The sequence below is a fragment of the Alteromonas sp. V450 genome, assembly GCF_001885075.1.
In the GTDB taxonomy this organism is placed as follows: domain Bacteria; phylum Pseudomonadota; class Gammaproteobacteria; order Enterobacterales; family Alteromonadaceae; genus Alteromonas.
The window spans coordinates 1,821,968-1,834,285 of the sequence record NZ_MODU01000004.1; the positions used below are offsets into that span (position 1 = coordinate 1,821,968).

A 12,318-nucleotide genomic window follows, 5' to 3' on the forward strand; every position below is an offset into this window, starting at 1 on the left:
TGCAGTAGAAAGCTTCTTGATTGACTAATGCGACACTAACCAACGTACAATATTTAAAAGTAGCTGTTGGTTGTCTTTAGCGGAGGCGGAATTCATTCCCATGGCCCACTCCCCATCATCGCTTTTAACAACTTGTGCCGTAAACATACCTGCTTCACCAAATACAGCTACTTTCCCCTTTCCAACTTCCATTATCGCACCCTGATAAAGTCCGTTTGCACTGAGTGAAGGCGTATCATCGTCGATAGACCATGATTTTGATGGCATCCAATTTATTGATGGCTGTGTAAATTGAAGCACTGGCTGCGCTTGCGGCGGTATTGTAAAGCCTTGGCCTAAAAACCCCTGAATAACGTCTACTACATTCTCTCCATCTGCTGGTGTAACTGCAGTTGGCAAAATACTCTGTGACTGGCGGTTAAAGAATTGCTCTTGCTTACCTACGATTTCAACATAGCCATTGATAAATCCAAATCCGAATACTTCAGCTAAGTCTGCCATGGCCGCTGGCCACGGCATATGATCAGCAATAAGAAATAATGCGCCGCCGTTATTTACCCAGTGATAAACAGACTCCACTTCTTCTCTTGAAAAAGCAGGAAAATTGGGCAAGTCCCAATTCTGACGATTCTTTTCATTTACCGCATTGGCAACAACTAAAATATCAACGGCGTCCAGCGATACACGTGAAAAACGCTTGTTAAAGTCAATAACCGTTAAACCATCTGCTTCAAGTACTTTCGCAAACGGCTTGTAGCGACCTTCAACGGTATGAAAATTGTAATGCGCGCTATCAACGGCAACAACGGGGGAAGACTCAAGCTCGCAAAAATAACAAACGACGCGTTTAGGAATAAAGTCTGGGTCGACAAGCTGTTGCGCAACAGAGAGAAAGGGAATAGAAAATAAAAATAGGCTAGCTAATTTAATCATGGTTACGTTCCTTCGTTTTTATTATTCAGACTCGCAGTAGTAAAACACAAATCCTTCGTAATACCAGTCTTCATTGATATTTACCCACACAGCGAAACTACTATCAATCGATTGACGATCACGCTTAGCCCACTTCAACGAACAGCCTTTATGAAGCGGAAAAAAGTACAATAGTATTTAGTGTGGGCAATTGAGAACGGGGGAACTTACTTCACTGCACTAACGAAATAACGGATTAATCGATACAAAAAAGGCCCCTCAGGGCCTTTTCAACATCTTTTACTCGGATACCGCTTTTTTCTCGTTACTGTCGTAAATCAAGATGGGTTTTGATTCACCGCGAATAACGGTCTCATCGATTACAACCTTGCTGACATCTTCCATTGAGGGTAGGTCATACATAGTATCAAGCAGAACCGCTTCAACGATTGAACGCAAACCACGCGCACCTGTTTTACGGTCCATTGCTTTTTTAGCAATCGCGTTAAGTGCATCGTCTCGGAACTCAAGCTCTACATCTTCCATAGAGAACAGCGCACCGTATTGTTTGGTAATTGCGTTCTTAGGCTCGCGTAGAATTTGAATAAGCGCTTCTTCATTCAATTCTTCCAGGCTTGTCACTACCGGTAGACGGCCAATGAACTCTGGTATCAAACCATATTTCACTAGGTCTTCAGGCTCAACTTGCTTGAACAGCTCGCTAATTTGCTTACTGTTGTCCTTCGACTTGACCGTGGCACCGAATCCGATACCCGTATCTTTTTGTGCGCGTTGCTCGATAACTTTATCAAGACCAGCAAACGCACCACCACAAATAAAGAGTATCTTAGACGTATCAACCTGCAGGAACTCTTGTTGTGGATGTTTGCGTCCACCTTGCGGTGGAACAGACGCAACGGTACCTTCGATTAACTTAAGGAGTGCCTGCTGGACACCCTCACCCGACACATCTCGCGTAATCGACGGATTGTCTGACTTACGCGAAATTTTATCGATTTCGTCTATGTAAACAATTCCACGCTGCGCTTTCTCAACGTCGTAATCACATTTTTGAAGAAGTTTTTGAATAATATTCTCAACATCTTCACCCACATAGCCTGCTTCAGTTAACGTGGTTGCGTCGGCCATGGTAAACGGAACATCGAGTAGCCGTGCAAGCGTCTCAGCAAGCAGTGTTTTACCGCTTCCCGTCGGCCCTATTAACAAAATATTACTTTTGCCAAGCTCTACGCCTTCGTGAACGTCGCCATTACGCAAGCGCTTGTAGTGATTATAAACTGCAACAGATAATACCTTCTTCGCATGCTCTTGCCCTATGACGTAATCATCTAGGTGTTCATGTATTTCACTTGGCTTTGGTAAAGCGTCCTGCTTTTGCTTTGGCGCGATTTCCTTAATTTCTTCGCGAATGATATCGTTACATAACTCAACACACTCGTCGCAAATGAATACCGACGGGCCTGCTATCAATTTTCTTACTTCGTGTTGGCTTTTGCCACAAAACGAACAGTACAGTAGCTTGTTATCACCGTCACCGCTTTGCTTATCACTCATTACTTATGCCTCTGCCTTACCCGAGCCGAAAACCAATTCGTGTATCACACTGGCCCGGGTTCTTTATAACTATACTACTTAGTTGTGGCTACGTCAGATCGATTTGTTAAAACTTGGTCAACTAAACCGTATTCTTTCGCTTCAGTTGCGCTCAAGAAGTTATCTCGATCAGTGTCACGCGCTACTTTTTCATAGTCTTGGCCGGTGTGGTCAGCCATTAAACGATTGAGTTTTTCTTTAATAGAGAGAATTTCTTTGGCATGGATTTCGAAGTCTGAAGCCTGACCTTGGAAACCGCCTAACGGCTGATGAATCATCACCCTTGAATTAGGCAACGCGAAGCGCTTTCCTTTCGCACCCGCTGATAATAGAAACGCTCCCATGCTGGCAGCCTGCCCCATACACACTGTGCTTACGTCAGGCTTGATAAATTTCATCGTATCATAAATCGCCATACCGGCAGTGACAGAACCACCTGGAGAGTTAATATAGAGGAAAATATCTTTTTCTGGATTCTCGGCCTCTAAGAACAACATTTGAGCAACGATAAGGTTGGCCATGTGGTCTTCAACTTGACCGACTAAGAAAATTACATTTTCTTTCAGTAGGCGAGAATAGATGTCGTAGGAGCGCTCACCTTTTGAGGTTTGCTCTACAACCATAGGAACAAGTGCATTCATTGGGTCAAACGGGGTATTAGTCATAGCTACCTTGATTATCTAGCGTTAAAAACAAAAATGCTCGGAAGGTTCCGAGCATTTAAGCAGTTGCTGACAAGTAATGTCAATCAGACAGTAAAAAATTACGCCTGTTTGTTCATAACCTCGTCAAAAGCTTTTGTTACTTCTGTAACTTTTGCTTGCTCAAGAACCCACTCTATGGCTTGTTCTTCAAGTGCAACATTTTGCATTTGCTGCATAAGCTCTTTGTTATTGTTGTAATAGTCAATAACTTCTTGTGGATCTTCATACGCTGAAGCAGCTGTTTCGATCATTTCATTAACTTTGGCTTCGTCAGCTTTCAATTCGTTCTGCTTGATCACTTCGCCAAGAAGAAGACCTATCGATACACGGCGTTTTGCATTGTCAGTAAATAGTTCTGCCGGTAGGTCTGGGATATTTTGACCGCCGCCTTGCTGGCTAAAGCGCTGCTTCGCCTGTTCACGAAGAGCGTTTACTTCTTGATCGATAAGCGCTTGAGGAATATCAATCTCGTTTGCATCGATTAGCTTAGCAATGACGTCTTCTTTAACCTGTGCTTTAAGCGTTTGGTTAAGTTCGCGCTGCATGTTCTTACGAACTTCAGCTTTAAGCGCGTCTACACCGCCTTCTTCAACGCCGAACAGTTTAGCAAACTCTTCGTCAACTTTTGGAAGATTTAGGCCTTCTACTTTCTTAACGGTAGTTTGGAAAACAGCATCTTTACCTTTCAGGTTCTCAGCGTGGTAGTCCTCTGGGAATGTCACTTCGATAGTCACTTCCTCACCCGCTTTCGCGCCAACAAGTGGCTTTTCGAACCCAGGAATCATGCGTTCTTTGCCAAGTTCAAGTGCGAAATCTTCAGCTTTACCGCCTTCAAACTCTTCACCGTCGATAGAACCAACGAAATCGATGATAACTTTGTCGTCTTTCTTCGCTTTACGCTTAACTTCTTTCCAAGTTGCGTGCTGCTTCTGAAGTGTTTCCATCATGTTATCTAGATCTTCGTCAGTAATTTCTACTACTGGCTTTTCGATTTCGATATCGCTAACACCTTTCACTTCTACTTCTGGGTAAACTTCGAAAGATGCTGTGAATTCTAGGTCCTGACCGTCTTCGTCTTTAGTCAGTTCAAACTTCGGCATACCAGCCGGCTGAATTTTCTCTTGGATTACCGCTTGATAGAAGTTTTGTTGCATGACATCGCCAGCAACTTCTTGGCGAACAGCTTGGCCGAAACGCTTTTTAATTACGCTTACAGGAACTTTACCTGGGCGGAAGCCGTTAATACGTTGCGTTTTCGCTAATTGCTGTAGACGTGACTTAACTGCTGAATCGACCGTATCAGATGGAACGGTGATAGTAAGACGGCGTTCTAAACCCTGGGTCGTCTCGACTGAAACTTGCATTATGTTACCTCAACTATACGCCTTTAAAGGCGCTTTGTTCTCAATCCCCTCTCCCGTCATGCAGTGCTTGCATATCACGCCGGGGTAGAGGTCGTTATTCGACGTTCACTTATTCAAAATCAAAGCACGCTGTTGTGCTATTGGGTGACCTGAACAAACGTCCTGGTTAAAAAAAGACGCCGTAGTATACAGCCGCACTATTCAAGAGTCGAGAGGCAAAAACAAGTTTGTAGGGTCCATTTGTACGCATTTTAGGCAAACAGTTTAACAGAAAACTAAGATAAGCGGCGCTTCTCCAGCCTTATCATGTAGCAAATGTGATGTGCAATATGAAGAATAATGGTCGGTGAGACAGGATTTGAACCTGCGACCCCTTGTACCCAAAACAAGTGCGCTACCAAGCTGCGCCACTCACCGACAAAGATGTATCAGAACCAGGCTTAATAAAAGCCTTGAAAATATGGTGCGGAAGGAGAGACTTGAACTCTCACGGCGTGAAGCAAAAGTGGGGTGGACGATGGGACTTGAACCCACGACAACCGGAATCACAATCCGGGGCTCTACCAACTGAGCTACGCCCACCACTGAGGTGTATGCATAGTTTACATGTGAATTGTAAAACATGTAAACTCGAAAATTCTGCCATCCTTGTCAGGACCTACCTGACCCGCATGGCGCGCCCGGCAGGATTCGAACCTGCGACCCACGGCTTAGAAGGCCGTTGCTCTATCCAGCTGAGCTACGGGCGCTCGACGAATCTTCACTGCAAAAGTGGTCGGTGAGACAGGATTTGAACCTGCGACCCCTTGTACCCAAAACAAGTGCGCTACCAAGCTGCGCCACTCACCGACAGATGTAGCGGCTTTCGAGATGTTTTGTCTCTGTGCCGTTACGGGGTGCGAATATTACTGACATGACCCCACCTCGTCAAACACTTTTTTAAATAAATTTTCCAACCGCTCATAAAGCGCACATTATCGCGTTTTTTTGAGCAATGCGGCGATTAAACCAACAATATCATTCTGTTTTAGCTCTATTAAAGTAGATTGATAAAGAGAATACACAGAACGACAAAACCAAATCTTTTTTACGTTGAGCATAGAGCGTATTGAATTTAGCCGCACACCTTTACAGTGAACTGTTTGAAATTTCGGCATGGGCGCACTTATGACGTGCAGCACTCTCACAACGTTGAGCGACAAGTTTTTCATGAATCACAAATAAACGCTGAGCTATGAGGTTGGCTAAATGCGTTTTCATCTCATTGAGAGTAATAAGCATGCTCCCTACTAAAAGTTGTTGATTGTTAAATTACACTAGTCGCTGATGTCGTTTTTATGAAACAATACGACCACTTGTTGACCAACCAACCATATAAGAACTGAACAAGACTATGACCGCCCATCTTATTGACGGCAAATTAATTGCCAAACAAGTTCGCCAACACGTTACTTCTTACGTAGACTCACTCACACAAGCCAACAAGCGTAAGCCTGGCCTTGCTGTCGTTTTAGTAGGAAGCGATGCCGCTTCTCAAGTTTATGTTTCTAACAAACGAAAAGCATGCGAGGAAGTGGGCTTTTTGTCTCGCTCTTTTGATCTTCCGTCAGACACGACTGAAGAAACATTGCTCGAGCTAGTGGATCAATTAAACGATGACCCAGAAATAGATGGAATACTGGTCCAGCTTCCTTTACCCGCTGGTTTAAATGCGGAAAAAGTATTAGAGCGCATTCAGCCACATAAAGATGTAGATGGATTTCATCCATACAACATTGGTCGCCTTGCCCAACGGATCCCGGCTCTACGCCCCTGTACCCCAAAGGGTATTATGACCATGATTGAGTCGACTAAGCGACCAGTGAAAGGGTTAGACGCAGTTATTGTCGGCGCATCCAACATTGTTGGACGCCCCATGAGCCTTGAACTACTTTTAGCAGGCTGCACCGTTACTACCTGTCATAAGTTTACGCAAGACCTGAAAAGCCATGTGCAACGTGCCGACTTACTGGTTGTCGCTGTAGGTAAACCGAACTTTATCCCTGGCGACTGGGTAAAGCAGGGGGCAATTGTTATTGATGTGGGTATTAACCGCCTGAACGATGGTTCATTGGTGGGCGATGTTGATTTCGAAAAAGCGAAAGAGCGCGCTGGCTGGATAACACCGGTACCAGGCGGCGTGGGCCCCATGACCGTAGCAAGCTTGATAGAAAACACATTAGAAGCGTACGTAAAATATCACTCTTAAAGCGCAAATGTTCAATATAGTCGCAAAGGCAGAAATTAAATTTCTGCCTTTTTGCTTTATACTCCCAATCTTTTTGCACACAGACTTGAACTGACCAACACCGTTTATGACAGAACCAACCTCTCCGTTGTGCGAACAGCACGTTATTGATGCAACGCTTAAGTGGGTCGATGATATTGTGATAAAACACAACTTCTGCCCCTTTGCACGCTATGTCAGAACCCCCAACCAGATTCGGTGCGTGGCGGTTACAGGTGACGCAGGACATATCTTGCAATCGCTTTACGATGAGTTACGGCATTTAGAAGAGCACAACTCAACCGCCACAACGCTCATTGTTCTGACGCACTCAACTGCCGTTGATTTCAGCGAGTATCTCGATGTATTAGCTATTAGTGATAGAATGCTACACGACTGGGGGTTCAGTGGCACGTACCAACTTGCTAGTTTTCATCCTGAGTATGTGTTCGATGGAAGCAACGTAGACGATGCTGAAAACTATACCAATCGTTCACCTTACCCACTTTTGCATTTAATTCGCGAGGCAGATATTACGCGCTATATGAAGAAAGAAGAAGATGCTGAAAAAATATTCAGTCATAATATTGAAAAAGCACAAGCACTAGGCTGCCCTTATTTTGAGGGTGTGTTAAACGCGATTAAAAAAGATAAGCCCGCTCGATAAAGCTCGTGAAAAATCCCTTTTCAACAATGTAAAAGTTTTAGCACTGAATAAAGACCAGACACGAGACCAAAGCAGGCCCAAAGTATTGGATTACTCCAGGGAAACCAAGTTGACACGCTCCCGTAATAAGCAGGATGTTTACTTGGCTCAAGCTTTCACTCGAAGCGCTATATTATTCTTTAATTGTGAGAGTATTATGACAACAATATACGTTCCTGTTTATTTAAAGGCGAAAACGTGAATACGCCCCAATTATTTTCACTTGAAGCTATTGCAAGCATCGCTACGCCTTTCAAGCAAAAATTTGCTATTCCACGGCAGCCCAACTTAGCTAACGCACAAGGTGTGATCACGTTTAAAGAAGGCTTTAATGACATTAATATGCTAAAAGGAATAGAAAATTACAGCCACCTTTGGCTGCTCTTTATCTTTCACCAGAATATTGAACGCGGTTGGAAAAATACGGTAAAGGCCCCTCGCCTAGGTGGCAATTCAACTATGGGCGTATTGGCAAGTCGTAGTACCCACCGCCCTAACGGGATCGGCATGTCTGTGGTGAAAAACAAAGGCGTGGTTAGCAGTAATGGGCAGACAAAATTAGTGGTTGAAGGGGTAGATTTAGTCAACGGCACACCACTTATCGATATTAAACCCTATATCGCCTACGCAGACAGTGTACCAAGCGCTAGCGACAACCTAGATAGTATAAAGCCCATTCCCAATCGCGATGTTTTATTCTCAGAAACAATTCAGCAGACGCTTGCTGAAATAGAGAAAAAGCACCGCGATTTTTCTGCCTTGGTAACTGCTGTGTTGTCACAAGACCCTCGCCCCGCTTATAAACAAAAGCTCGATAACGATGACAAGACATACCGTGTGACGTTATACGACATAGATGTAGGTTTTCAAATAACGGATGCCGTTGTTAAAGTAACTGACCTCGTTCATTTAGGATAAATACACTATTCATTAAACAGTAAGTAGCGTAATGGCTCACAGTTATTTAGAATACCGCAAAACGTGTGGCGCTTTACAGTTAGTAACGGCAATTCGCAACATTACTGCTTAGCAAATAGTTCGTTACAGAGAGTCATCACACCACCGTCAAAAATATATTTATAACAGGAAACCTGCTTTACATGCGCACTAGTCAATATTTGCTTGCCACGCAGAAAGAAACACCTGCAGATGCAGAGGTTATCAGCCACCAGCTTATGCTAAGAGCTGGTATGATCAGAAAGCTTGCCTCGGGTCTATACACCTGGTTGCCCTCAGGTCTTCGTGTACTTAATAAAGTAGCCAATATTGTTCGTGAAGAAATGAACAAAGCAGGCGCGATTGAAGTGCTGATGCCCGTTGTTCAGCCTGCGGATCTGTGGGAAGAATCCGGACGTTGGGAAGAATATGGCCCAGAGTTACTTCGTATAAAAGACCGTCACCAGCGTGATTTCGTACTAGGCCCAACACACGAAGAAGTAATTACAGCGCTTGTGCGTAATGAAATTAGCAGCTACAAGCAGCTTCCACTTAACCTGTACCAAATTCAAACTAAATTCCGCGACGAAGTACGTCCTCGTTTCGGCATTATGCGCGGTCGTGAATTTACGATGAAAGATGCGTATAGCTTTCACTTAGACGATAGCTGTTTAGAAGAAACGTATCAAAAAATGTATGACGCTTATTGCGCTATATTCACGCGTTTAGGCTTAGACTTCAGAGCGGTAATTGCCGATTCAGGTTCTATTGGTGGTAATCATTCTCACGAGTTCCACGTACTTGCTGCATCAGGTGAAGATGACATTGCTTTCTCGAGTGAGAGTGATTATGCGGCCAACGTTGAAATGGCTGAGGCAGTAGCGCCTAAACGGGCTATTGCGTCAGGCGCAGCAGTTGAGACCAAAGATGCCAAAGGCAAAGATTTCAACGCGATTTTAAATAGCGTGGACGCTGATGCGACGAACGCTGTTAAAGTGATCGTGGTAAAAGCAGCTAATGAAACAGACAGTAAGGGTGAAGAGATCGCTTCTGACAGCTGGGTCGCGCTTGTACTTCGCGCCGATCATGAGCTTAATGATGTCAAAGCCGAGAAACTGAATGGCGTTGCAAGCCCTCTGGTAGAAGCCTCGTTTGAGCAGGCAAAAGAAGTGCTTGGCGTTTCACCGTTATTTGCAGATGCAACCAGCCTATCTATACCTGCATTTGTTGACGCCAGTGCAGCGGCCCTTGCTGATTTTACCACCGGCGCTGGGGTTGGCGGTAAAGTAAACGTAAATTCAAACTGGCCTGAAGATACCAGCGGTGTTGATATTCGCAACGTTGTCGCCGGCGATGCGTCACCGGATGGGAAAGGCACTCTTGATATTAAGCGCGGCATTGAGGTGGGACATATTTTCCAGCTGGGTAGCAAGTACTCAGAAGCCATGAACTGTGGTGTATTAAGCGAGTCAGGTAAACACCAAACCCTTACAATGGGTTGTTACGGCATTGGTGTGTCTAGAATTGTTGCGGCAGCTATTGAGCAAAACCATGATAAGTTCGGCATAAAATGGCCCGATCCAATTGCACCATTCAAAATTGCGCTTATTCCGATGAACATGCATAAATCTCATCGAATTAAAGAAGCCGCAGAGAACTTGTATCAAGAACTCGTTGCACTCGGCGTAGAAGTATTGTTTGATGATAGGAAAGAGCGTCCAGGTGTAATGTTTAATGATATGGAGTTAATTGGTATACCTCATAGCATTGTCATTGGCGAAAGAAACCTAGATAATCAACAAGTTGAATATAAAAATAGACGTACTGGCGAGAAGCAGTTGTTAGATTTGAATGCAGCAAAGGATTTTGTTGCCGCACTTTAGTAACGGCTCTTGCCCTTAAAAATTACAAGAGGACGTATGCGGTTAACATTTTATGGAGTACGAGGGTCAATACCAACCCCGGGAGCGGAGTATATTCGCTATGGTGGCAACACTGCATGCGTTCATATCGAGTTGAAGGACGGTACTGATATCGTCCTCGACTCAGGCACGGGCATACGACTTCTTGGTGAACAACTGAGCAAAAAGTCTCAACCTATCCACCTTCTTTTAAGCCACAATCATTGGGACCATATTCAAGGCTTTCCATTCTTTGTTCCGATATATCAAGAAAATCGTGATATCAATATTTACCCCGGACAAACAACACTTACAGAGCCAGATCAAATACTGCGACAAATGGAAGGCTCATTATTTCCAGTCCCTCGTGACGCGCTCAAAGCCAATATCCGTTTAATCGATATACCAGACGATAAAGATACCTTTACTGTCGGTGGCGCAACCGTTACAAGACTGCCGATGAACCACCCTGGCAAAGGCAGCGCTTACCTCATTAATGCAGACGGTGCCAAAATTGCCTACATTACAGATAACGAGCTTTACCCTCCCTACAAAAAAGAAACCGACTTTCACGATTTTGTTAACTTTGCAGACTCGGTGGACCTTCTTATCCATGATGCGCAATACATGCAATCGGATATGCCAGCAAAAAACGGATGGGGTCACTCTATTGCTGAAGAGGCGGTAAAACTAGGCATGGCATGCAAAGCTAAAAAATTAGCGCTTTACAGTCATGATCCAGAACGTACCGATGACGATATAGATATGGTCGTCGAGCATTGTAATCAATTTGTCACCGCGGCAGAGTCTAATCTACACGTGTTTGCCTCATCTGAAGGCCAAACTCTGGAGTTTAGTTAAGTCCCCCAAAATTAATGGAGAACTAAAGGTGTTAGTGTTTAAACCCTTTATATATTGGGCAGCTTTTGCTGCTTGCGCGACTGTGTGTGCTCAAGAAATTCCCCCTGAAACGCCACCTACTCCTCAAACTGTTGAAAATAAGCAACAGGAAGAACAGTCTTCAGATAAAGAGGCTATGGGTGAAGAGGAAGAAGAAGGCATTGAAGTTATCGACATCATCAAACGCGATACAACAACAGAGAGTGCGCTTGATGACCGCTTAGAGGGAGACAAAGAGGCCCTCGACAATGTGTTTGCCATAACACAGCACAGACAAAACTACTTACTGCCTATCACTTACGTTTCCAACCCCAACACCTTTGGGAATGAGGAACTTACAGAAGAGAACGTAGATAACAAAGAAGCCAAATTCCAAGTAAGTGCTAAACTGCCTTTGTACTTAGAAGACACTGGTTTTGACGGTATCTATTTTGGGTTTACGCTTACTTCTTTTTGGCAACTTTATAATAGTGAAGCCTCAAAACCGTTTCGTGAAACAAATTATGAACCTGAGATTTTTTGGCAAGAAACAGCTGACTACTCGGTGTTAGGCTATAAGTTTAATACATTTCAATTTGGCTTTAATCACATGTCAAATGGGCAGAGCGGATTGCGCTCTAGAAGTTGGAACCGGCTTTTTGCCTCTATCGTATTTAGCGACAATGACGATATCTACTACTTAAAAACCTGGTATCGCATTCCTGAAGACGAAAAAGAGGATCCGCTTGATCCTACAGGCGATGATAACCCAGATATACAAGATTATTACGGCCGCATGGAATTTGGATATGGGCGAAAGATTGGCGCGTTTAAAATGTTGGCGCTGTTAAGAAACAACCTCGATTTTAATGAGAACCGAGGCAGTATACAGCTCGATCTCACCTACCCTATTTCTGACAGGTATGAGCTATTGCTTCAGTACTTCAATGGTTACGGCGATTCGTTGATCGACTACAACCGTTCACAAGAACGGATTGGAATTGGCTTTCAGCTGTTGTTTTTATAAGCCCAGTTT

The 12,318-nt window shown here is 44.1% G+C and carries 10 protein-coding genes and 4 tRNA genes; 6 read left to right on the top strand and 8 right to left on the bottom strand.

Annotated features, from left to right (window positions below; translation table 11 throughout):
* Window positions 1–24: 24 nt before the first annotated feature.
* From BK026_RS07980 to BK026_RS08015, 8 genes are all read right to left on the bottom strand, one after another.
* On the bottom strand, window positions 25–933 hold the full coding sequence (locus BK026_RS07980) for a DUF4350 domain-containing protein (protein WP_071815385.1): 909 nt from the start codon (window positions 931–933) through the stop codon (window positions 25–27).
* Window positions 934–1,212: 279 nt separating this feature from the next.
* The gene (clpX, locus tag BK026_RS07985; protein ID WP_071815387.1) at window positions 1,213–2,487 is read right to left on the bottom strand and encodes an ATP-dependent protease ATP-binding subunit ClpX; all 1,275 of its coding nucleotides are present in this window, start codon (window positions 2,485–2,487) and stop codon (window positions 1,213–1,215) included.
* 74 nt (window positions 2,488–2,561) lie between these two features.
* Window positions 2,562–3,191: an ATP-dependent Clp endopeptidase proteolytic subunit ClpP gene (gene clpP, locus BK026_RS07990; protein ID WP_071815389.1), complete on the bottom strand. Its 630-nt coding sequence runs from the start codon at window positions 3,189–3,191 to the stop codon at window positions 2,562–2,564.
* 98 nt (window positions 3,192–3,289) lie between these two features.
* Window positions 3,290–4,594, bottom strand: a complete 1,305-nt coding sequence (tig, locus tag BK026_RS07995; protein WP_071815391.1) for a trigger factor — start codon at window positions 4,592–4,594, stop codon at window positions 3,290–3,292.
* Window positions 4,595–4,934: 340 nt separating this feature from the next.
* A tRNA-Pro gene (locus BK026_RS08000) sits at window positions 4,935–5,011 on the bottom strand.
* An 89-nt stretch (window positions 5,012–5,100) separates the two neighbouring features.
* Window positions 5,101–5,176 (bottom strand) — tRNA-His (locus BK026_RS08005).
* Window positions 5,177–5,266: 90 nt separating this feature from the next.
* Window positions 5,267–5,343, bottom strand: a tRNA-Arg gene (locus BK026_RS08010).
* Between the two features lie 23 nt (window positions 5,344–5,366).
* Window positions 5,367–5,443 (bottom strand) — tRNA-Pro (locus tag BK026_RS08015).
* A 544-nt stretch (window positions 5,444–5,987) separates the two neighbouring features.
* On the opposite strand from BK026_RS08015, the gene folD reads away from it, so the two are divergent.
* From folD to BK026_RS08050, 6 genes are all read left to right on the top strand, one after another.
* Window positions 5,988–6,842 carry a bifunctional methylenetetrahydrofolate dehydrogenase/methenyltetrahydrofolate cyclohydrolase FolD gene (gene folD / locus BK026_RS08025; protein ID WP_071815395.1) on the top strand — a complete coding sequence of 285 codons (855 nt, stop codon included), beginning with the start codon at window positions 5,988–5,990 and terminating at the stop codon, window positions 6,840–6,842.
* A gap of 106 nt (window positions 6,843–6,948) precedes the next feature.
* Entirely contained in the window at window positions 6,949–7,527 is a 579-nt protein-coding gene (locus tag BK026_RS08030) for a DUF1415 domain-containing protein (protein ID WP_071815397.1), read from the top strand.
* Between the two features lie 237 nt (window positions 7,528–7,764).
* A complete protein-coding gene (gene tsaA, locus BK026_RS08035) occupies window positions 7,765–8,484 on the top strand; it encodes a tRNA (N6-threonylcarbamoyladenosine(37)-N6)-methyltransferase TrmO (protein ID WP_071815398.1) in 720 nt (239 codons plus the stop codon).
* Between the two features lie 182 nt (window positions 8,485–8,666).
* Window positions 8,667–10,385 carry a proline--tRNA ligase gene (locus BK026_RS08040; protein WP_071815400.1) on the top strand — a complete coding sequence of 573 codons (1,719 nt, stop codon included), beginning with the start codon at window positions 8,667–8,669 and terminating at the stop codon, window positions 10,383–10,385.
* A gap of 36 nt (window positions 10,386–10,421) precedes the next feature.
* Window positions 10,422–11,264 carry an MBL fold metallo-hydrolase gene (locus BK026_RS08045; RefSeq protein WP_071815402.1) on the top strand — a complete coding sequence of 281 codons (843 nt, stop codon included), beginning with the start codon at window positions 10,422–10,424 and terminating at the stop codon, window positions 11,262–11,264.
* 28 nt (window positions 11,265–11,292) lie between these two features.
* Window positions 11,293–12,309 (top strand): phospholipase A, encoded by a 1,017-nt coding sequence (locus BK026_RS08050; protein ID WP_071815404.1) that lies wholly within the window; start codon window positions 11,293–11,295, stop codon window positions 12,307–12,309.
* The last annotated feature ends 9 nt before the right edge of the window (window positions 12,310–12,318 follow it).